The 22,256-nt window shown below is 36.0% G+C and carries 16 protein-coding genes; 7 read left to right on the plus strand and 9 right to left on the minus strand.

Going from position 1 to position 22,256, the window contains the following annotated elements; genetic code table 11:
- Positions 1-8: 8 nt before the first annotated feature.
- Positions 9-995 carry a 6-phosphofructokinase gene (pfkA, locus tag AAGF08_RS10520; protein ID WP_343511121.1) on the plus strand — a complete coding sequence of 329 codons (987 nt, stop codon included), beginning with the start codon at positions 9-11 and terminating at the stop codon, positions 993-995.
- Between the two features lie 29 nt (positions 996-1,024).
- Here the strand turns inward: pfkA and AAGF08_RS10525 are convergent, their stop codons facing one another.
- The 4 genes from AAGF08_RS10525 to AAGF08_RS10540 form a co-directional block, all read right to left on the minus strand.
- Complete coding sequence (locus AAGF08_RS10525; RefSeq protein ID WP_343511211.1) at positions 1,025-2,530, minus strand: alpha-amylase family glycosyl hydrolase; 1,506 nt, start codon at positions 2,528-2,530, stop codon at positions 1,025-1,027.
- Between the two features lie 109 nt (positions 2,531-2,639).
- The gene (fbaA, locus tag AAGF08_RS10530) at positions 2,640-3,701 is read right to left on the minus strand and encodes a class II fructose-bisphosphate aldolase (RefSeq protein ID WP_343511122.1); all 1,062 of its coding nucleotides are present in this window, start codon (positions 3,699-3,701) and stop codon (positions 2,640-2,642) included.
- A 17-nt stretch (positions 3,702-3,718) separates the two neighbouring features.
- A complete protein-coding gene (locus tag AAGF08_RS10535) occupies positions 3,719-6,520 on the minus strand; it encodes an alpha-amylase family glycosyl hydrolase (protein ID WP_343511123.1) in 2,802 nt (933 codons plus the stop codon).
- A gap of 80 nt (positions 6,521-6,600) precedes the next feature.
- Positions 6,601-7,644, minus strand: coding sequence for a SusE domain-containing protein (locus AAGF08_RS10540; protein ID WP_343511124.1), 1,044 nt, complete (start codon positions 7,642-7,644; stop codon positions 6,601-6,603).
- Positions 7,645-7,985: 341 nt separating this feature from the next.
- Here AAGF08_RS10540 and AAGF08_RS10545 point away from each other — a divergent pair, with 341 nt between their 5' ends.
- From AAGF08_RS10545 to AAGF08_RS10560, 4 genes are all read left to right on the plus strand, one after another.
- Positions 7,986-9,020 carry a LacI family DNA-binding transcriptional regulator gene (locus AAGF08_RS10545; protein ID WP_343511125.1) on the plus strand — a complete coding sequence of 345 codons (1,035 nt, stop codon included), beginning with the start codon at positions 7,986-7,988 and terminating at the stop codon, positions 9,018-9,020.
- Positions 9,021-9,204: 184 nt separating this feature from the next.
- Positions 9,205-11,634 (plus strand): TIM-barrel domain-containing protein, encoded by a 2,430-nt coding sequence (locus AAGF08_RS10550; RefSeq protein WP_343511126.1) that lies wholly within the window; start codon positions 9,205-9,207, stop codon positions 11,632-11,634.
- A gap of 36 nt (positions 11,635-11,670) precedes the next feature.
- On the plus strand, positions 11,671-12,990 hold the full coding sequence (locus AAGF08_RS10555) for an MFS transporter (RefSeq protein ID WP_343511127.1): 1,320 nt from the start codon (positions 11,671-11,673) through the stop codon (positions 12,988-12,990).
- A gap of 62 nt (positions 12,991-13,052) precedes the next feature.
- Positions 13,053-13,925 (plus strand): ABC transporter substrate-binding protein, encoded by an 873-nt coding sequence (locus tag AAGF08_RS10560; RefSeq protein WP_343511128.1) that lies wholly within the window; start codon positions 13,053-13,055, stop codon positions 13,923-13,925.
- Here the strand turns inward: AAGF08_RS10560 and AAGF08_RS10565 are convergent.
- The 5 genes from AAGF08_RS10565 to dnaG all read right to left on the minus strand — a co-directional run bounded on the left by AAGF08_RS10565 (position 13,875) and on the right by dnaG (position 20,734).
- Positions 13,875-15,860 carry a tetratricopeptide repeat-containing sensor histidine kinase gene (locus AAGF08_RS10565; RefSeq protein ID WP_343511129.1) on the minus strand — a complete coding sequence of 662 codons (1,986 nt, stop codon included), beginning with the start codon at positions 15,858-15,860 and terminating at the stop codon, positions 13,875-13,877. The two genes, AAGF08_RS10560 and AAGF08_RS10565, sit on opposite strands and share 51 nt — an antisense overlap.
- A 141-nt stretch (positions 15,861-16,001) precedes the next feature.
- On the minus strand, positions 16,002-16,781 hold the full coding sequence (gene surE / locus AAGF08_RS10570; RefSeq protein ID WP_343511130.1) for a 5'/3'-nucleotidase SurE: 780 nt from the start codon (positions 16,779-16,781) through the stop codon (positions 16,002-16,004).
- Positions 16,781-17,419: a hypothetical protein gene (locus AAGF08_RS10575; RefSeq protein WP_343511131.1), complete on the minus strand. Its 639-nt coding sequence runs from the start codon at positions 17,417-17,419 to the stop codon at positions 16,781-16,783. Before AAGF08_RS10575 ends, surE begins: the two co-directional genes overlap by 1 nt.
- A gap of 82 nt (positions 17,420-17,501) precedes the next feature.
- Positions 17,502-18,734 (minus strand): bifunctional 3,4-dihydroxy-2-butanone-4-phosphate synthase/GTP cyclohydrolase II, encoded by a 1,233-nt coding sequence (locus AAGF08_RS10580; protein ID WP_343511132.1) that lies wholly within the window; start codon positions 18,732-18,734, stop codon positions 17,502-17,504.
- Positions 18,735-18,796: 62 nt separating this feature from the next.
- A complete protein-coding gene (gene dnaG, locus AAGF08_RS10585; RefSeq protein ID WP_343511133.1) occupies positions 18,797-20,734 on the minus strand; it encodes a DNA primase in 1,938 nt (645 codons plus the stop codon).
- Positions 20,735-20,897: 163 nt separating this feature from the next.
- Here dnaG and AAGF08_RS10590 point away from each other — a divergent pair, with 163 nt between their 5' ends.
- Positions 20,898-21,992: an Mrp/NBP35 family ATP-binding protein gene (locus AAGF08_RS10590; protein WP_343511134.1), complete on the plus strand. Its 1,095-nt coding sequence runs from the start codon at positions 20,898-20,900 to the stop codon at positions 21,990-21,992.
- 4 nt (positions 21,993-21,996) lie between these two features.
- Positions 21,997-22,245: a NifU family protein gene (locus AAGF08_RS10595; RefSeq protein ID WP_343511135.1), complete on the plus strand. Its 249-nt coding sequence runs from the start codon at positions 21,997-21,999 to the stop codon at positions 22,243-22,245.
- The last annotated feature ends 11 nt before the right edge of the window (positions 22,246-22,256 follow it).

Below are 22,256 nucleotides of genomic sequence, written 5' to 3' on the forward strand. Positions count from 1 at the left end.
AACCTTAAATGGAACCTAAGACTATAAAAAAAATTGGTGTTTTGACTTCAGGTGGAGATTCACCTGGAATGAACGCTGCTATCAGAGCCGCTGTAAGAGCTGGATTTTATTATAATTTGGAAATGTATGGTATTTATCGCGGTTATGAGGGACTAATCCAAAACGATATTAAAAAGCTCGATTCAAGATATATTACTCATGTTTTGGAAAGAGGAGGTACTTTCTTAAAATCTGCCAGAAGTGCAGAATTTAGAACTCCTGAAGGTCGAAGTAAAGCCTATGAGAATATTAAAGCTCATGGGATAGATGCCTTGGTAGTAATCGGAGGAGACGGTTCATTAACTGGTGCACATTTATTTTTTCAGGAATATGGAATTCCGTCGATTGGATTGCCAGGGACAATTGATAATGATTTATCAGGAACAGATTCTACCATTGGATTTGATACTGCATGTAATACAGCCATCGAAGCAATTGATAAGATCAGAGATACGGCTACTTCCCATGACAGATTATTCTTCGTAGAAGTTATGGGAAGAGACGCAGGATTTATTGCTATTAATGCTGGAATTGGGAGTGCTGCGGCGGCTATTTTAATTCCGGAAAAGAAGATGCCTATTGATCATTTGGTAGATAAACTAAAAATTAGATCTAAGGCCAAAAAATCCTCCAATATTGTGATTGTGGCAGAAGGTGGAAAAAGTGGTGGTGCAGGAGAAATTGCTGAAAAGGTAAAAAAATTCCTTCCCTCTTATGATATCAAAGTTACCATATTAGGACATTTACAGCGTGGTGGAGCGCCATCATCATTTGACAGGTTACTCGCGTCTAAACTTGGAGTAGCAGCAGTAGAAGGCCTCCTTCAGGGTAAATACGATGTGATGGCAGGATTAATTAATAATAAAGTAGTCTACACCCCTATCAAAAAAGCCATTATTGATGATAAATCAGTAGATGAAGAAGACTTCAGGATTGCCAAAATCTTGTCAACCTAATTAAAGAAGGAGCTCTTAGGAGCTCCTTCTTATTTTTCTAAGAAAATAGATGAATTTTTCCCTAAACTCACTTTTCCCCCGGAGAGCACCACATCGCCTAATTGGTAATAAGAATTTTCAAAACCTTTTGGAAGATCAATTTCAATAGCTGAATCACCAATATTATGAAGAATAAATAATTCCTGATTTTCTGAATTTCTTTGATAAGCCATGATGGGCTTGGGAAAAGTTTCATTAGGTAACTCCAAAGCCCCAATAGCTAAAGCAGGACTGGAATTTCTTAAGTGAATAATATCCTTATAATGATTGAAATAACTTGACGGATCTTCTTTTTGCAGCGCTAAAGGAGTCACGGTTTTATCTGTAGAATATACAGGTTTGATCCAGGTGGCTCTTCCCTTATCTTTTGATTGGACATCCCAGAGAAATGGCTCTCTGATTTGTTCATCTGGCTTTAAGCCCAGCATTCCTATTTCCTCTCCATAATAAATATAAGGAGCTCCCGGCATGCTCATTAATATTGCAATGGCCTGTTTGTATTTCTCCGAATCCGCATTCAATTCATTCAAAAGTCGGGGTTGGTCATGATTCGACGAAATAGTGGCATCAATAAAATCAGGAGTGATGCTATTATAATAATCCAAAACTCCCTTTTCTTTATTCACAAGCAACATACCATCTTGCTTATTAAGGGATTCAATCAATGTATAATGAAAGTCAAAATTAAACAAGGCTGGTAAACCTGGTAGAAATGGAGCAACCACTTCTTTTTTGTCATAAACTTCTCCCACCAAATAGACATCAGGCTTAATTTTAGTCATCTCAGCTCTAAAATCTTTCCAAAATTCATGATTATCAGCCGCCCTGTCGTCAGGATAGATATGCTTTGCTGCATCAAGCCTAAATCCATCTACTCCTACCTCTTCTAACCAAAACCTTCCAATATCATAGATTTCTTGTCTTAGTTTTGGATTATCAAAATTCAAATCAGGCATACCACCAATGAAAAATCCATAGTAATAGTCTTCACCAAATCCAGGATCATGCCATTGGGTAATATTATCAGAATCAAGCGTTATGACTTTTTTCTCTATAAAATCCGCAATAGTGTCTTTTTGAGCCCAAACATAATAATCCCGATAAGGATTATCTCTCCCCTTTTTTGATTCCTTAAACCAAGGGTGCTCACTACTGCTATGATTTATAATCAAATCAATGATAATTTTAATATCTCTTTGATGTGCCTCATCCAAAAGCCTTTTAAAATCATCCATAGTTCCATAATCAGGATGGATAGCCTTATAATCTGTCACATCATATTTATGGTAGCTGGGAGAAGGCATAATAGGCATAAACCAAATTGCATTGGCACCCAGCTCAGAAACATAATCCAGCTTTTCGGTAACTCCATTTAAATCGCCTATCCCATCTCCATCTGAATCATAAAATGATTGGACAAAAATCTCATAGGTAACACCAGCTTTTGGCCAATAATTTTTTTCAGAATTAGTTGGCTTTTGATCACAAGATGACATATATGCTAGTCCAAGGAATAGGAGGATTAAATTGAGTTTTGACATATAATTTTAGAGTAAAAATAAAAAGTCACTTTTAGATAAAGTGACTTTTTAAATTTTGTCAGAATTAATTTCTATTTACAGCATTAAGCATATCAAAAGCCAACTCAAGTCTTTTAACGAAGTTTTCTTCGCCTTTACGAAGCCAATTTCTTGGATCGTAATACTTCTTGTTTGGACTGTCAGCTCCCTCAGGATTTCCCAATTGAGTCTGAAGATATGCCTCATTCTTTTTATAATTATTTAATACACCTTCCCAGAATGCCCATTGCATATCAGTATCAATGTTCATTTTGATAGATCCATAGCTATTCGCCTCTCTGATTTCCTCTACGGTTGATCCTGATCCACCATGAAACACGAAATTCAGTGGTTTTCCAGATGTACCATACTTCTTATTAATGAAATCCTGAGAATTCTTAAGAATTATAGGCTTCAAACTAACGTTCCCTGGTTTATACACACCATGAACATTCCCAAAAGCAGCAGCAACGGTAAATAAATCACCGATTTTTTTCAAATGCTCATACGCATATGCCACTTCTTCCGGCTGCGTATAAAGTTTAGAAGAGTCAATATCAGTATTATCTACCCCATCTTCTTCTCCGCCAGTTACTCCAAGTTCAATTTCAATAGCCATGTCCAATTTTTCAAATTCTTTGAAATATTGACAAGAGATCTCTACATTTTCCTCAAGGGGCTCTTCTGAGAGATCAAGCATATGTGAACTGTATAAAGGTTTTTTGTGCGTAGCGTAATATGCTTTTCCAGCTTCCAAAAGTCCATCAATCCAAGGTAATAACTTTTTGGCTGCATGATCTGTGTGCAAGATAACTGGTACGCCATAGGCCTCAGCCATCAAATGCACATGATGCGCACCTGAAATTCCCCCTACTATACTTGCTTGTTGTTTATCGTTAGGCAAAGATTTTCCTGCAAAGAATTGGGCTCCGCCATTAGAAAATTGAATGATGACAGGTGAGTTTACTTTTTTGGCTGTTTCCAGCACAGCGTTTACAGAGTTTGTATTTATCACATTTACTGCTGGCATCGCAAACTCGTTCTCTTTTGCGTAAGCATAGAGATCTCTAAGCTCTTCACCGTATTTTACTCCAGGTTTAAATTTCATAGGAAAATTAGATTTGATTAATTCTTAATGAAACGCTTAAATAGCGCTCTTTTCGTATCGAATGCTTCAAAGATATAAATCCCTGTCTGAATATCCGTTACATCCAATTCTAAAATTTCTCTCCCAGTTTGAGAAATACCTTCCATTAAAACCCTTCCTGTCATATCAATTATCCTATAATTTGTCCCTGACATTTCAATTGGAAGTCTTATTTTCAATTGACCTTTTGTGGGAACAGGATAAATTTTTAAAGCTTCAAAATTTACAGTTTCTTCTGGAACAGCTGTAATAAAATCTTCTTGAAGTATTCCTTCAATAGGTGTCTCCAATTTCTTGTCTGTGAACAGATAAAACTCGCTGGGTCTCATATTGAAGTTTACAGAAGTACTTGTTACTTCGATTTCTTCACCAGTAAAATAATTATACCAAATACCAGTTTTGGGGAAATTCAGAGCAATATTTCCAGTGGTTGTCAAACCGAAATTCCCATGCATAACCACATCCATATCCTCACTTTCAAGAATTATTGATTTCAAAGCCCCGTTTAATGTCAATGTGGTTTTTTCAGGCTTGTTAAAGACAGCATGTTCAGCTTTCAGCTTGATCATTTCTTGATAAAGCTGGAACAAACGCTTCCGCTGCGGATTATCCAAATATTGCCATTTGGTGGGTTTGATACCTAAGCGATCATTATTCAGTTCTTGGTCATATCCAAATTCACCAAATTGCCAAATCATTTTTGGGCTAGGTATCCCAAAATAAAAGGCTGTCAGAAGTTGGTTTCTATTAACTGCATTTTCTATTTGCTTGAGATTTATTGGAGATGTGGCACCAAAATTTAAAGTCTCCCACATCACTCGCTCTTCATCATGACTTTCTTGATATGGCACTAAATTAGGTTCGTTCCAACCACGAGACCCATAATATGCCCAGTTGAAATCCTTATTTTGACCTTTTGCCATCTCGCGAAAATCAAAATTCATATTTCCCCAAAACATCAATCCATAATCGGCTAACTCCTTTTCTTCACTATTATCTGCCAAATGTTCTAAAATAACATAGGCATCAGGATGATTCGATTTGATTTTATCATAAATATGCTTCCAAATCTTTATTCGAGAAGCATCGTATTGAGACCACTGCCCCACATTGGAACCTGAAACTACTTGAGTGAATCCCTTGCTTAAATCAAATCTAAATCCATCAACTTTATATTCTGTCAACCAGTAATTATTTACAGAATCTACAAAAGCTTTTGTATAGTTACTTTCGTGATTGAAATCATATCCTACATTAAACGGATGAGTAGCATTTCTATTAAACCAAGGGTTATCAGGCGTAGGAGCACCAAACTCTCCATCATTAAAAAGTCTAACCATAGGATTCTGTCCAAAGGCATGATTTAACACCATATCCAATATGATTACCATTCCTCTGCCATGTGCAGCGTCTATGAGACTCTTTAAATCATTTTTTGTGCCATAGTATTTGTCAGGAGCAAAGAAAAAGGAAGGATTATATCCCCAAGAAATATTCCCTTCAAACTCTCCAATAGGCATCAATTCTATCGCATTAACGCCTAATTCCTGAAGATAATCGAGTCTTTCTTCTACTGCTTTATAGGACCTTCTATCATCAAAATCTCTGACCAGTAATTCATAAATTACCAACTCTTCTGAATCAGGTTTATCATAGGATGCATTTTTCCAAACATAGTTTTCCTGAGCCGTTTGAAGATAAGTAGCCTGATACTGTGTTTTTCCAGATGGATAGGGTAAAAGACCTGGATATCTTTCTTGGTTAATGATTTCCTGATCATATTCAGGGTCCGAAGTCTTATCTGCATATGGATCTCCTATCCGGATTTCTCCATCCACGAGATACTGAAAAATGTATTCCTTTTTAGGAGTTAGCCCCGTGATTTTCAACCAAAAAATCTCCCCATCAGGAGTTCTGTTCATTTGATAAGATGGTGTAATAGTCCAATCATTAAAATCACCTATAACATTTACTAGCTTTTTTCCAGGAGCATTTAATGCTAAAATAACATCCGTATCTGAGAGATAATTGATTCCTAATTTGGCTCCTTCTGGTAATGGAGAAATGTTAGTTGCTGAAAAAACCTCAATCATAAGTGTTTCAGAATCTTCATTAGTACCGTTTTTTGCTAGTGCTATTAAATTGTAACTACCCGCTTGGTTGGATGAAAAAGTATATGATAGCGTTTGAATCCCTGATTCGCTCTTTACCTGAACCTCATCCAGTATAAATGAAATATCAGATCCTTGTTCCTTGGTTTCTACTGTAAAAGTAAAGCTCTCTCCTACTTCTAAAGAAATGGATGAAGTGTTAGGTGAAGTGAAAACTACCTGAAAACCTTGTGTTAGGTCTACAAAAATATCCCCTCCACTACTACTTTTTCCTTCTTTTGAGCCATCTGCATTTCTAAAAACTAAGCCTAGCCTATAAATAGTTAAGCTATTGGGGTTATCAAAAAATGTATTCGGGGTCAATTCAAAAGTGTAAAGGTTTGCTTCACCTTCCACTTTTGTCATTTTAGCTTTCGCATCGGTTGACCCCCACTCAAATGGCACTATTGACCAAGTTATGGATTCTTCACTTTCTGTAACAGCCCCTATGTGAATGTAAACGTCACAGTCACAATCTTTTAATCCTCCTGTACCTTTGGAAGCATCAAAAATGATCTTTACTGAATTTTCAGCACTTGGAAGAGCAGGTTCAGTACTTACTTGACCTTTGACTGTAGAAGTCCATAATATAAGTAAGAAGAGAGGTGCAAATGAGAAAGTGGTTTTCATTGGTTTTATTCATAAAGTCTGGCTCTGGAAATAAATCCAAAGCCGGAATGAATTAGTTTTTAGCTTTTATAAAAGCTCGCTTAATTTTTAGTTAAAGTATATGACACTTCTCCAGGTACATTAAAATTTAAGGTAACTGTGTAATTACCTGCTTCAGCAACAGGGATATTATCACCATCTTTAACAAGTGCGCCCTCTTTTGGGCCTAAATTAAAGTCCCAAGACTTATTTGCCCTAAACTTCATTTCTCCAGCATTCAAATCTGTAGTGATTGTTAAAACATTCAGGTCTTTATCGTAATTCATGGGAGTCTCATTATCCCAGCCGCCAGATGTAGCGTCACCGATAATTCCCCAAAGTTTAGGATCTGAAAGCGTATAGGTTTTAGTTGCTAGATCAACACTAATCTCATAGGTTCCAAATTCTGTCACCTTGATATTAGATGCATCTGCTTCAGAATCCAAGGTACCATCTGCTCCTGAATCACCATAGTTTTTACCATCTACCCAATCTGGCTCTTCAGTAAATTTAAATTCACCACTACCACCGAGAATATGGATAAACCCTGTAAATGTTTTATTAAAAGCCACCGATTTTAATGTCGTATTGAGGTTGCCTGGGTTCCATCCTTGATAATCACCAGGGACATACATTAAGGGTAATGCAACAAAAGTATCATAAGGAGTAACAGCTATCGTTACTGTTTCTCCGTAAATTGGAGAAAGTGGCTGAGCAATAGTTGATTTTACTCTGAAATCAACATTTGAAGCCGTTTCTAGTGGCAAACCTTTTGCGATTAATTCGTCATTGAGTTTCTCTGTCTGAATCTCAATCACATTGGTTTTGGAAGACCCAAGTTCAACTGGATTCGCAAAACCAGCACCAGCTTCATCCATTTCAAGATAATACGTAACATCTCCCTGCATTCCAAAATCCGCAGAAGTGACAGTAAATGTAATTAGAGACTCTGGTTCATCACTATTCAATACAAGAGATGTTCCACTAGAAGGATCCGACAAATAAGATCCTGTTTGATTAATTATTGGAGGCATCTCGTAATTTTGACATGCCCATAAAAGAGGTAGTAATAGTACTACCCGACCGATTTGTCTAAGTGTTTTCATTGATTTTGGATTTGTAAATTGATTTTTAACCTCTTAGAATAATTAAATTTTTTATATCAATAATATAAAATGGACCCCAATAAGATTTACCGGATCATCTTCTTTTTAATTAGTGCTAAGAAATTTTAGAGGAAAGAAAATTAAAACACAAGTGTTGAAAGGCTGTAACTAAAAAACTTTTTAAAGCAAACGTTTGCGGTTTCGTTTGCATAAAAAATATATTTTTAAAACTAAAAATATAAAACATGGGTTTTTAAATTTTCTATCCAAATTTAAATAGATTGCTTTCTGTGGATGTATGTTTTTTGATCTATATTAAAATATTAGAATAATATAATTTTATGAAATTAGGACAAGCTACGATTAAGGACATTGCTAAAGAGCTGAAAATCTCTGTTTCCACTGTATCAAGAGCATTGAAGGACTACCCGGGAATTAGTGACGAAACTAAAAGAAAAGTTAAGGAAGTCGCTGAAAAAATGAATTATAGGCCTAATGCAATTGCGCTCTCCCTTCGTAAAAGTAAATCATTCACTATAGGGGTAATTATTCCAGAGGTTGTTCATTTCTTTTTCTCTACAGTAATCAGTGGAATTGAGGAAGTAGCCAATTCTAGAGGTTATAATGTTATTTTAACCCAAACCAATGAAAAGATTGAAAGAGAAAAGTCAAGTATAAATACTATGCTATCTAATCAAATTGATGGCTTTATGATCAGTTTTTCAAAGGAGACAACTAATTTTGATCATTTTTCAAAACTACTTGATCAAAATTATCCCATTGTATTTTTTGATCGAGTTCCTGATATTCCTCAAGCAATAAATGTAATGGTCGACGATTATCAAGGTGCTTATGACGCCACAGCTCATTTAATAGCACAAGGATATGATCAAATTGTCCATTTAGCAGGACCAAAAAATCTAAGCATTTGTCTCGAGCGGGAAAGAGGATATCGAGATGCTTTAACAGCAAATGGTATTTCTATAAATGAAAATTTTATTGTTGAGTGTCATTTAGGGACCCCAGAAGAAAGTAAAGAAATCACTCAGGAATTGTTGAATAGCTCAAAAGAAAGACCAAATGCAATTTTTGCTAATAATGATATTGTAGCTGTTGGTGCTATGATGGCCTGTAAAGAAGCTGGTCTAAGAATCCCAGAAGATATCGGAATTGTTGGGTTTAGTAATTGGCAGATTTGCTCCATGTTGGAACCCACTCTGACTTCAGTTTACCAGCCGGGATTCAATATTGGAAAAAAAGCAACTGAGTTACTTTTAGATATGATCGAAAAGAAAATTGAGCCTGATCAAATTGACTCCCCCATCATTTTAAAAACTGAGTTAATCCCCAGAAAATCGTCTCAACGAATGAAATAAGAAAAAAAATCGATCTTTTTTCACTTTTGTTTGCAAACGTTTGAATAGGCTTGATTTTTCAAATAAGCCCCAAACAATTCAAAAAGATGGTAAAAAGTCATATTCCATTGCATGCATACGATTTCAACTAATCAAATTCGTTCCTATTTTAGCAAACCTCCTGACAATTTACGGAGGCAAACACATGACATCAACCCAAAAAAACGCAAACAATTCCGCTCGATTCAAACCAATGGGTTCAGTGACCTTTTGGGAAGATACTTCATCAGGATTTTTAGGAAAAACTGAATCCGGGAATTTTCAAGTAACTGTTTTTAAGTCGGGAGTGATCCGGATTCAAGCAAGCCCTTTTGACAATTTTGACCCCAATCTTTATTCTATTATTTCCCTTCCGGAAAAAACGGATTATTGTTTAGAGGAAAAATCTGGGATCATTGAGCTGACTACTTCAAAGATTAAGCTAAAACTTAATCTTAAAAACTTTAATTTCTCTTTTTTCGACCTCAATGATAATTTAATCAATGCAGATGATACGTTTGGAACTTCATGGATTGGTTCAGAAGTAACCTGCTATAAACAAGTTCAAAAAAACGAGAAGTTCATTGGTTTAGGGGAAAAAACCGGTAATCTGAATCGGTTTGGAAAAGCGTTTGTCAATTGGAACACCGATTATTTTGCTTATGGTGTAGAAGATGATCCTTTATATATGAGTTTCCCATTTTACATAGGAATTCATGAGAAAGGAGCCTACGGGATTTATTTTGACAATACACATAAGTCAACTTTTAATTTTGGAGCATCTACTGATAGATTTATTTATTTCAGTGCAGAGGATGGAGACATGGATTATTATTTTATTCATGAACCTTCAGTATCCGAAATAATTTCTACCTACACCACCTTGACAGGGAGAATGGAAATGCCTCCAAAATGGGCCTTAGGCTATCAACAATGCCGCTATTCTTATTATCCGGACAAGGAAGTTGAAACTTTGGCAAATACATTTCGAGATAAAAAGATCCCCGCGGATGTAATTTATCTGGATATCCACCATATGGAGAAATACAAGGTTTTCACCTTTGATGGAGAGAATTTTCCCGATCCAAAAAGTATGATATCAAAGCTCAAACAATTGGGTTTTCGTATAGTAGTAATTTTAGATCCTGGAATCAAAAAAGAGGAAGGTTATATTCCTTATGATGAAAGCCAGCAAAATGGATTGTTTGTAAAATATCCAGATGGCCAGAACTATACAGCACAAGTATGGCCTGGATGGTGTGGATTCCCTGATTTCACAAAACCGGAAACCAGAAAATGGTGGGCCGAAAAAATGGAATTTTATACTGAAGCTGGAGTTGACGGATTTTGGACAGATATGAATGAGCCTGCTTCTTGGGGGCAATTCACTCCTAATTTGATAGAGTTTGATATGGATGGAAACCCATCCTCTCACAGAAAATCAAGAAATATTTATGGGATGCAAATGGCCAGAGCAACTCAAGAAGGGTCAATGTTGCAAAAACCTAATGAAAGACCTTTTGTATTAACAAGATCCGGATTCTCTGGTATACAGCGCTTCGCAGCAGCTTGGACCGGAGACAATCAAGCGAGTGACGAACATATGCTTGCAGGTATCCGATTGGTAAATAGTTTAGGTTTGACTGGGGTATCTTTTGCAGGTTATGATGTTGGAGGATTTGCCGGAGAAGCTAGCAAGGCTCTTTTTGCAAGGTGGATGAGTATTGGTGCATTTGCTCCTTTTTATAGAGCTCATTCCATGATCAACAGTAAAGATTCCGAGCCATGGTCATTTGGAGAGGAAGTCGAAGAGATATCAAGAAACTACATAAATTTAAGATATCAACTCCTTCCAACTATTTATAGCAAGTTTAAAGAGTCATCAATAAGCGGGTTACCCTTGTCAGCAAGTCTTGCAATTGACTACTCAAATGATCCGGTAATTTATCAATCTGCATTTCAAAATGAATACATCTTTTGCGATAGTTTCCTGATTGCTCCAGTAGAGAGCCAAAAGGTAATTACAAAGATTTATTTACCACAAGGAGATTGGTATTATTTGTATTCAGATAATTTTTATAATGGGAGCGAAATTATTTTCCAAGACTGCCCATTGAATTATTTACCGGTGTATGTTAAAGCAGGAAGTATTTTTTCCATGCAATCTGCTGGTTGTACCAATACCAGTCAAAAACACGATGGCATCCTAAGAGTTCACTTATATGCTGGAGCTGATGGAGAATTTAATCATTATGAAGATGATGGAATATCCTGGGATTTTAAAAAGGGCGAATTTCATGAGAGAAATTTGAGATTTAATGCCAAGGAACATGAATTCATTTTCGGTAAAGCTGAAGGGAATTACCCAAGTGAATATTCAAAAATCAAAATTTACTTTCATGGCTTCGATAACCAAAAGGTAAAATTGAATGGTGCTATCAAAAAGTTGAAATATGAAACTTATTCTTTCTTGAATAAACTCACAGAATTCGATCCATTACCAGAATCGGAACATCCATTTTTTGAGATAGAGTCATTACCCTACCTAGAAATAGAATACACGAATAATCAAATTGTTATCAGTGATTTAAAGTAAAAATCAATCTATCTACACATTCACTAAATCTTCCAAATGACTCTAATAAAAAAAGAATTGAGTTTCTGGCAAATCTGGAATATGAGCTTTGGATTTTTAGGAATCCAATTTGGTTTTGCACTTCAAGGAGGGTTTATGTCAAGAATCTTTCAGACACTTGGTGCGGATAAAGATACAATTCCGTTTTTATGGATTGCTGCTCCACTCACAGGTCTATTAGTGCAACCAATTGTTGGCTATTTAAGTGACCATACCTGGTCACCAAGATTCGGTAGGAGAAAACCTTTCTTCTTTGTTGGGGCAGTTTTAAGTACGATTGCATTATTCTTTGCCCCCTACTCCTCTGGCCTATGGATGGCTGCCGGTGCACTTTGGGTTTTAGATGCTTCCATAAACATTAGTATGGAGCCCTTTCGAGCTTTAGTCGCAGATAAACTTCCTTATTCTCAACGTTCTTATGGTTTTGTTGTCCAGACATTAATTATTGGTATTGGAACATGGATAGCATCCAATCTACCTTGGTTTATGACCAAAATCGGGGTTCCTAATACTGCAGCACCAGGAGTAATTCCTGACTCTGTAAAATATGCATTCGCTATTGGAGCATTGGTATTATTCAGCTCAATATTATATACAATCCTGACCACAGATGAATACCCCCCTGAGGATTTAGAAAAATTCAAATCAGAGAAAAACAAAGGATTTCTTCAAGGGTCAAAAGAAATATTTTCCAATATCTCGGGGATGCCCAAAGTGATGAAGCAGTTGGGGGTAGTCCAATTTTTTTCATGGTTTGCTTTCTTTACTATGTGGAGTTTTGCAACTCCCGCGATAACAGAACATGTTTTTGGAGTGACAGATACAAGTAGTGCCGCTTATAATAATGCTGCTGATAATGTTGGTAATTATTTGGGTACCTATGGGCTTGTCTCGATGATTTATGCGCTAATCCTGGCCTATTTCACCAGTAAATACAAGATCAACAGAAAGCTTCTACATTTATCTAGTTTGGTTGCCGGCGGATGTGGATTTATCTCCATCTATTATATAAATGAACCTTGGATGCTTCATTTAAGCTTTACGCTGGTTGGAATTGCCTGGGCAAGTATTTTGTCAATGCCTTATGCAATGCTATCGAGTTCGGTGAACCCAAAGAAAATGGGAGTTTTTATGGGGATATTCAACATGTTTATAGTGATTCCCCAAATTGTAGCAGCCTTAGGGGGAGTGAATTTTCTTTATAAATTGATCTTTGGTGAAGATGTAATTAATACCATGCTTTTAGCAGGACTGTTATTAATATTGGCAGGGTTAAGCAACCTTATGATAAAAGATAAGAGTGTAACACACGATTAAGATTTATTTATCACTTTTAGAAAGTTAATGCCATTTTACATTCTTTTGATCATTATTGTAATATGAAAACACTTCGAATTACAGGAGTCCCAGAGCATTTTAATCTTCCTTGGAAAAATATTATAGCTAAACAACCCTTTTCTTCAAGAGGTGTAAAATTGGAATGGATAGAGGAATCGAGAGGTTCTGGGCAAATGAATAAGGCCATTCGAAATGATGAAACAGACATGGCCTTGATATTAACAGAAAGTTTTCTTCAGGATTTTGAAAACGGTTCACCTTCCAAAATGATCGGTTTTCATGTACTATCCCCTTTGGTTTGGGGAGTCCATATTCATGGACAAAGCTTAATAAATAGCCTTTCTGAAATTGAAAACCCTTCATTTCTGATCAGTAGAATGGGGTCCGGTTCACAACTAATGTCATACGTTCTTGCAAAAAGAGAAAATTGGAACCAAAACAATTTGAATTTTAAAATAGTCGGTAACCTTCCCGGAGCTTTAGAAGAAATGTCAGCCGATAAGCCTCAACTTTTTCTTTGGGAGAAATTCACTACTAAACCTTGGGTTGATTCAGGAGATTTAAAGCGAATCGGCGAGGTGCCGAGTCCATGGCCTTGTTTCGTCATGTTGGCTTCACTCAAAGCGCTTGATAGTTTCAAAGACTTAATTTTGGAATTACGTGATTTGGTTTATCAGGAATCAAACAAACTTCAGTCCTCCCATTCAACATCTACTGAAATCTCTACTCTATACAAGTTAAAAAAAGAAGATGTAGAACAATGGATGGCTCAAACTCAATGGGCTGCGAATTCGGAAATCTCTACTTCACAACTAGAAAAAGCTATAAAAGAAATGGTCAGTTTGGGGATTTTAAAAAGTGAACTAAGGCTTGAAGAATTCCTTATCCCTGATGGAATTCAGCTCGTGAGATAAATCTTTTTCAGGAATAGTGACGCATATTTTAGTTCCTTTACCTAACGTACTTTCAATGAAAATGTCTCCCCCATTCATTCTTATAAATTCTTTACAAAGCTGAAGACCAAGGCCTGAACCTTTTTCCATTTCCGTACCTTGTTGTGAATTTGTTATGGTATAATCTATTGCCAATATCTCATTAATTTGATCTTGGTTCATACCTACTCCATGGTCCAAAACACACCATTTCACAAAATGATTTTGACTTGATACAGATATCTCAATGTTTTCATTTCTCTTCGAAAATTTGACCGAATTATTTAAAATATTTCTGATAACAACCTCCATCAAATCTGAATCAGCATAGACATTTACTGTATCTGGCATGGAATTTATGACAGAAATATTCTTATCTATCAACTGAGAATCGATAAGTGTTATAGTGGACTCAACAACTTTGGTGAGATTAAAAACATTCTTTTTGATCTTAAATCCTTCCATTTGAGCTATGGACCACTTCAAGGTATTATTCAAAGTAAAATAAACAGTATCAATATCTTTATTAAGAACTTTCACCAATTGGTCAAACTCATCTCTGGAAAGCATTCCTTTAATTAATAAATCCATTACAGATTTTACTTGTCCAACTGGCCCTTTTAAATCATGCCCTAAGATTGAGAAAAGTTTATTTTTCGTCTCATTTATTTTTGCGAGCTGCAAGGATTTAGCCTCAAGATCCTTATTCTGATCTTTAATTTTAGCTTTTTGTTCTAATAGGTAAATATTGTATTTATTGATGTTCCTGTTCAAAATATTGAGCCAAAGCATCAATCCAAAAATCAAAACAATAGCTATTCCTATTATCCAATTGTTTAGTCTATTTAATTTAATTCTTTGAGCCTGGGTTTCATTTTGTGCCTTTAGCAAATCTAATTCAGACTTATCTAGATTTTCCTGAAACATTCCTTGAAGAAGCGCTATCCTATCCTTATTCTCTTTATCTACCAGAGAATCGTTGAGAATCAGATACGTTTTTTGTTGATCAAAGGCATTTTTTATATCTCCTTTCGCCTCATAGACTTGAGATAAATACTTATGATTTTTTGCGAGCTCATCCAGAAATTTATTCTCTTCAGATATTTTAATTCCTTCTTTTAGGATCTTTTCTGCCTCATCCAGCTTCCCAAGTTTAAGGTAGGTAGCTCCTAGTCTATGGATCACGCTAGCTTCGGTACTTTTTACTTTTTGTACCCTAGAATCCTCTAATGAGGATTTAAAAATGTCAGATGCAGCTTCATATTGACCACGATAAAAATAAACATCCCCTATTACTCTTTTGGCAAATGCAGTTAAATAGGGAGAACCAGAAGTCTTATTCAGCTCGATAGAAAAATTGGCATAATAAAGTGCTGAATCATATTCATGCATTTGGCTGAAGCTGAATGCCACATTATTCAAACTCCTAATTTGAGTATAAAGATCTCCTTCTTCTTTGCTATAAGCATACGCTTTTTTGAAATGGTCAATAGCCAAAGCAAAATTATTCTGTTCATAATATAGGGCCCCCATACTATTCAAAAGTCTGGCTGCAACATTATTATTCTTTTCTTGAACAGCCAGCTCAAAAGCTTCAGAAGTATATTCGAAAGATTTTAACCATTTTCCTCTCCTGTAATAAATCCAACCAATATTTTCCTTTGCTAAACTTTCGCCGGAATTATCATGCAGTGAATGGGCCAACAATTCAGCTTGTAAAGCATAGCTTAAGGCCAATTCTTGCTCAGATTCTCTTAGGTTGGAAGCCAATAAATTTAAAACCTTAATTCTATCATAACCTTCAATATCTGTAAGAATAGATTTAAGACTATCAACATTTTCTATAGCTTGAGATTTTGACTCATGTGACCATAAGAAAGAAAGAAATAAAAGAAGTATGTGTATATTTTTTTTCACACTAAAAATTTTCAATTCCAAAAAACGACAAATTATATTAAACAAGAAAAAACCGGAATCAGTAATTTAAATAGTTTTTAGGCTACATAAAAAGTAATGGGTAATCGATAAAAATGAAAAAAATTAAAATTTATTTTTCAGTTACAAATTATCCCAGTCCCAATCTTTATTTATTTGACTGATTGCATGATGAGCTGTTAAATCGTATTGACAAGGAACAATAGAAATATAATTATTTGCTATAGCCCATTCATCATTATCTTCCCCCTTATCAAAATTCACAAAATTACCTGCCATCCAAAAGTATTTTCTACCGTTTGGGTCCATTCGTTCATCAAACTCTTCCTGCCATTTTGCTTCAGCTTGTCGACAAATTTTAATACCCTTTATGGATTCGTTTCTTTTTGGTGGAAAGTTTACATTTAATGCAACTCCTTTCGAAATCCCTTTTTCCAATACTTGTTTTGCTATTTTCTCAACCCACTCCTCCACATGAGCGAAATCTGCATTGGAAGAGTAATCGCATAATGAAAAGCCTATTGAAGGCAATCCTTCAAGAGCTCCTTCGATGGCAGCAGACATAGTTCCTGAATAAAGTACTGAAATGGAAGTATTAGATCCATGATTTATTCCGCTGACCACCAAGTCAGGTGTTCTATCTTTTAAAACGTGGTGTTTTGCTAATTTGACACAATCTGCTGGAGTTCCACTAGATTTGAAAGCTTGTACATCTTCAAAAATATCCTCTTCGGATAATCTCAGAGTTTCTCCAATTGTAATAGCATGCCCCATTCCAGACTGAGGACTGTCAGGTGCCACGACCACTACTTCTCCTAATTTTTTCATTGCGGAAACTAGAATTCTGATTCCTTTTGAGGTTATCCCGTCGTCATTTGAAACGAGAATAAGTGGTTTGGACATTAGTTTTTATTCAATTCGTTATAATAAGCAGTGATTCTTAAAAGATCTCCACGTTTGTCATGTTCCAATCTGTTTTTTCTCATAAACAAATCTATTTCCTGATCATGACCGGTTAAATAATCAAATAAGTCTTTTTTCTTGAGACTGTATTTTTGGATTTTACCATCTTTGAAAAAGTAATAATTGAAGGCTAAACGATAACCTATCATGGTTTGAGGCCCCCAAAATGGATTCATTCCCATAGCACCGTAGGAACCCATGCTTCTTGAATCTGTAGCTATATATTCCCTACAAAGTAGAGCAATATCATTTCCTTGTGTCAAAACTTCAAAAAATATAGGTGTCTCATAATCTCCATTTAAACTAAATGGTAGACTGTAGAAAGTTCTAACACCTCCGAAGATTTCATCGTAGATCTCAAAATTGGAAACATTCGAAGCTGTAAATGTTATGATACTTTCACTTTTAAGTTGAACCAAATTATTTTCGAGATCATATTTTATCAATCCAGAAAAATTCTGCCCATCACTTCCATAAATATTTCCTTTATGCCAAATCTGAGATGGGAATTGTTCCTGCGCCCAGACTGAAACAAGGCCCAAGAAAATCAAGCTTAAAGTGAAGAATGCTTTTTTCATGGTTATTGTCATGTCTTATGTAACGTAAATCTTTATCTCAAGTTAGACTTACTCTTTTTTCAATAATTAATTTAACAACATTTTACTTTAAAATATTGTGCCCCATTTTATCTCTTTTCGTTTGTAGGTATCGCTCGTTATGAGGATTAGGCTTGATTTCAATAGGAACTTGCTCAACTATCTCGAGGCCATAACCAATTAAACCCACTCGCTTTTGAGGATTGTTTGAAATTAATTTGATTTTACTAATTCCTAAATCTCGCAAAATCTGAGCCCCTACTCCATAATCTCTACTATCCATTGGTAAGCCCAAAGCCAAATTAGCCTGGATTGTATCCATACCTTGCTCTTGAAGTTTATAGGCTTTCAATTTATTCAATAAGCCAATTCCTCTTCCCTCTTGATTCATATACAATACAACGCCTTTTCCTTCTTTTTCTACCATAGCCATAGCTGCATGTAATTGTGGGCCACAGTCGCATCTGCATGAGCCAAATATATCTCCGGTGACACAGGAGGAATGAACTCTGACCAATATTGGCTCCTCTGGCGACCAAGTCCCCTTGATCAGAGCCATATGGATTTCATCTGTATTGGTCTGTTTGAAAGCTATTAGCTCGAAATCACCAAATTCAGTAGGCATTTCAACACCAATTTCTCTTTTTATTAATGATTCATTCTTTAATCGATACGCAATTAAGTCCTTGATTGAAACAAGTTTCAGATTGAATTTCTTCGCAACTTTAACAAGATCGTTTAACCTTGCCATCGTACCATCCTCATTCATTATTTCTACCAAAACTCCTGCAGGAGATAATCCCGCTAGTCTTGCAAAATCAATAGCTGCTTCTGTATGACCGGCCCTTCTTAAGACGCCTCCACGTTTTGCCTTTAGTGGGAAAATATGTCCCGGCTTTCCTAATTCATTCGGATTAATAGTATCATCAACCAGCGCTTTGATGGTCTTGGCTCTGTCTGAGGCAGATATCCCTGTAGTACAACCATGCCCAATCAAATCTACAGAAACAGTAAACGGCGTTTCATAAACTGCTGTATTTTGCCCTACCATCATATCCAAACCTAAGGCTTCACAACGATCCTCTATTAAGGGAGCACAAATCAATCCTCTCCCGTGAGTTGCCATAAAATTTACTATTTCTGGAGTGATCAATTCAGCAGCACAAATAAAGTCTCCTTCATTTTCTCTGTCTTCATCATCTACTACGATAATCACTTCTCCATTTTTAATTGCTTTTATAGCATCTTCAATGGGATCTAACTGATAATTTTCCACAGGATTTGGGGTTGAATTCATTTTGGAACTGCAAATTTACACGGTTTCCTTACAAAACAGATTGAGACCAAAGAAAGTTTGGTTTATCCGATTACAATACCTAGCTCTTTATCAATTTCTAACTGCACTTTTTTTAATTCAAAGTAAATCATTTGTAATTCCTCAATTTTGGAATCCACTTCATTTTCACTTTCGGCAGATTTTATTTTTTGCTTAGCCTCTTCCATCATTTTTTGGACAACTCTTCGTTTTAGCCTCAGAATACTCTTGAAACCTGTTAATGATAGATTATCAGTTTCAGTATTGATGAAAATCTGGAATTTCTCATGCCAGTGAGTGGAAACCTCATGTCTTGGAGTAATTAAATCGATAATTTCCTGCCTCATTTCCTCATCTTTTTGTCTAATAAAAAATTCAACTGTTGGAACTTCTCCCCTTCTCAAAATTTGCCGATAAGTCAGCAATATTTTTTCATAAACAGGGGTTTCAAATTTAAGGTCTTCAGTTTCTGCAAGTAAATAATCAGAAAGTTGTAAATCTTCTTGATCCAGCATTTCCCCACCATAGTTTACAAGAAGCCTGATCATTTCTCTTTCCTGAACCTTTAAAATATCAGAAAAGGAAATCTTCTCCTCGGTGGGAAGAAATTCTTCAAAGCCTGTTTCTTTTTCAAAATACTCTTGCTGCTTGTTATATTGATCTTTTTGTGTTTTGATTAATGATTTATTCAGCTCAGTATGGATAATACCTTCTTCTACTTCCAATAAAGTGCCCGCTTCTTTTGCATAAACCGAGCGAATAATCGGGTCTGGTATCTTTCCTATCGACTGAATAACCTCTCGAATCACTTCGGCTTTCCGAATTGGATTCTTCTCAAACTCCTCTTTAAAAAGACCAATCTTGAATCCTATAAAATCTTTGGCATTTTTATTTAAATAGTCTTGAAAAGCCTGAGTTCCTACTTTTCTTGAAAAACTATCAGGATCTTCTCCATCTGGAAAAACAACGGCTTTTACATTCAACCCGCCTTCTAAAAGCAAATCAATTCCCCTCAAAGATGCCTTAATACCTGAAGGATCCCCATCATATAACACAGTGACCTGATCTGTAAACCGTTTGATTAATTTAATCTGACCCTCCGTCAACGAAGTTCCTGAAGAAGCAACCACATTCTCTATTCCTGAAAGATGCAAAGAAACTACATCGGTATATCCCTCCACCAAATAACAATTATCCTTTTCACGAATGGCTTTTTTGGCTTGAAACAATCCATACAGGACATCACTTTTATGGTAAACAGCCGTTTCTGGAGAGTTAATATATTTTGGTTGATTCTTGTCTTTTGTAAGAATTCTTGCTCCAAAACCAATTGGTTTTCCTCCGATATTGTGAATCGTAAAAGTGACTCTCCCTCTAAACCTATCATATACCCGGCTAGTATCACCTTCTTTTTGAAGGATCAGTCCTGCTTTTAATAAAATTTCTTCTTGAAAACCTGCAGATTTAGCTGCCTTCAGTAAATGGTCCCAGCCGTCTAAAGCATAACCTAAATCAAACTTTTCTATAATTGCAGGAGTGAACCCCCTCTCTTTAAAATAACTTAAACCTATAGACTTGCCCTCTTCTGTATGAAGATTTTTAACGAAAAAATCTCTGGCAAACCCAAGTGCGATGTAAAGACTTTCTCTTTCGTTTTGTGCTTGATCCTGCTCTGGTGTCCTATCCTGGTCTTCTTCAATCTCAATACCATATTTACCAGCTAATTGCCTGATAGCTTCCATAAAACCAATCCCCTCAATATCCATTACAAATTGGATTGGATCTCCTGCTTTCCCACAACCAAAGCATTTATAAATTTGCTTTGCAGGAGAAATTGAAAAAGAAGGACTTTTTTCATTATGAAAAGGACAGCAGGCCCACATATTTTGGCCTTTCTTTTTTAAAGGCACGTAATCCCCTACTACCTCAACGATATCGACTCTTTCTTTTACTTTTTCTGTGGTAAGTTTACTGATTCCCATGGGTTGAAAATAACAAACAAAGGTATCCTTCAATTTATGAAAAGGTATGGTATTGACCGAACTATTTACCAAATACCTAAGTTATCCGAACACTTAGTATCTCTTTCGACTTTTCTAAGCGGTAGAGATGCCCTAAATTGCAAAAAAATTCAAAAATCATCCGATGCACTTATCTGAGGAAGCGATCCGAAAAACACTTTCCCGAGTACAAGATCCTGATTTAAAAAAGGACCTGGTCACTTTGGGAATGATCCAAAAAATAAAAATTGATGGAAATAGAGTTAGTTTCAATGTGGTTTTAACCACTCCAGCTTGTCCCCTCAAAGAGGTCATTAAAAACAATTGTCTCGAAGCTTTAGAAGAAGACTTTGGGAAGGAAGTGGAATGGGATATTTTTATGACTTCCCAAGTAACCACTGTAAGAGATGCGACTCCGGTTCTACCACATGTGAAAAACATTATTGCCATCGCTTCTGGTAAAGGTGGTGTAGGTAAATCTACGACTGCAGTAAATCTTGCGGTTGCTTTGGCAGATTTAGGAGCAAAAGTAGGGTTGATAGATGCAGATATTTCCGGACCATCCATACCAACCATGTTTAATGTGGAAGGCGAACAACCCTCTGTTAAAAAGAGTGGAGAAAAAAACATTATCATTCCAATTGTTCAATATGGAGTAAAACTTATGTCAATTGGATTTCTTACACCAACAGACAGCGCTGTAGTTTGGAGAGGTCCAATGGCAAGTTCGGCATTAAGGCAATTTATTTCTGATGTGGATTGGGGAGAATTGGACTATTTATTGATAGATCTTCCTCCTGGAACATCAGATATTCATTTGACTATGGTACAAACTATTCCAGTTACAGGTGCTGTTATTGTAACAACACCACAAAAAGTGGCACTAGCAGATGCTAGCAAAGGTTTATCCATGTTTAAACAGCCTCAAATTAATGTTCCCGTTCTAGGTGTTGTTGAAAATATGGCTTATTTTACACCGGAAGAATTGCCAAACAATAAATATTATTTGTTTGGTAAGGAAGGTGGCAAGAAATTGGCGGAAAAATATGAAGTACCGCTTCTTGGCGAAATTCCTATTGTTCAAAGTATAAGAGAGAGCGGAGATACTGGATATCCAGCGGTAATGAAAAATGGATTGACTAAAGATTCTTATATGAAACTTGCGGAAACAGTTGCCAGACAAATAGCCATTCGAAATGCCTCTGATTCAAAAACAGAGGTAGTAGAAATAAAAGCCTAATAAAATGGAATCAGAATTAAGAAGTAAAATAGAATTCGCGTTGGACACTATTCGCCCCTACCTAGAAGCAGATGGAGGCAATGTAAGAATAGTTGAGCTTACAGATGATATGGTGTTGAGGATAGAAATGATGGGCTCATGCGGATCATGTCCAATGTCTTCGATGACTTTAAAAGCTGGTGTTGAGGATGCAATCAAAAGAGCAATTCCTGAAATAACCAAAGTAGAGGCGATAAATCTCACTGTAGCCTAATATAAAAACAC

The organism is Algoriphagus sp. SE2 (assembly GCF_039563885.1).
Taxonomy (GTDB): Bacteria; Bacteroidota; Bacteroidia; order Cytophagales; family Cyclobacteriaceae; genus Algoriphagus.

Bases quoted from the DNA above. Each gene is read 5' to 3' on its own strand.
- AAGF08_RS10590 (WP_343511134.1), top strand. From the start codon at position 20,898: ATGCACTTATCTGAGGAAGCGATCCGAAAAACACTTTCCCGAGTACAA.
- AAGF08_RS10595 (WP_343511135.1), top strand. From the start codon at position 21,997: ATGGAATCAGAATTAAGAAGTAAAATAGAATTCGCGTTGGACACTATT.
- AAGF08_RS10525 (WP_343511211.1), bottom strand. From the start codon at position 2,530: ATGTCATCTTGTGATCAAAAGCCAACTAATTCTGAAAAAAATTATTGG.
- AAGF08_RS10550 (WP_343511126.1), top strand. From the start codon at position 9,205: ATGACATCAACCCAAAAAAACGCAAACAATTCCGCTCGATTCAAACCA.
- AAGF08_RS10555 (WP_343511127.1), top strand. From the start codon at position 11,671: ATGACTCTAATAAAAAAAGAATTGAGTTTCTGGCAAATCTGGAATATG.
- surE (WP_343511130.1), bottom strand. From the start codon at position 16,781: ATGTCCAAACCACTTATTCTCGTTTCAAATGACGACGGGATAACCTCA.
- AAGF08_RS10580 (WP_343511132.1), bottom strand. From the start codon at position 18,734: ATGAATTCAACCCCAAATCCTGTGGAAAATTATCAGTTAGATCCCATT.
- AAGF08_RS10535 (WP_343511123.1), bottom strand. From the start codon at position 6,520: ATGAAAACCACTTTCTCATTTGCACCTCTCTTCTTACTTATATTATGG.
- AAGF08_RS10560 (WP_343511128.1), top strand. From the start codon at position 13,053: ATGAAAACACTTCGAATTACAGGAGTCCCAGAGCATTTTAATCTTCCT.
- AAGF08_RS10540 (WP_343511124.1), bottom strand. From the start codon at position 7,644: ATGAAAACACTTAGACAAATCGGTCGGGTAGTACTATTACTACCTCTT.
- AAGF08_RS10545 (WP_343511125.1), top strand. From the start codon at position 7,986: ATGAAATTAGGACAAGCTACGATTAAGGACATTGCTAAAGAGCTGAAA.
- AAGF08_RS10575 (WP_343511131.1), bottom strand. From the start codon at position 17,419: ATGAAAAAAGCATTCTTCACTTTAAGCTTGATTTTCTTGGGCCTTGTT.
- dnaG (WP_343511133.1), bottom strand. From the start codon at position 20,734: ATGGGAATCAGTAAACTTACCACAGAAAAAGTAAAAGAAAGAGTCGAT.
- fbaA (WP_343511122.1), bottom strand. From the start codon at position 3,701: ATGAAATTTAAACCTGGAGTAAAATACGGTGAAGAGCTTAGAGATCTC.
- pfkA (WP_343511121.1), top strand. From the start codon at position 9: ATGGAACCTAAGACTATAAAAAAAATTGGTGTTTTGACTTCAGGTGGA.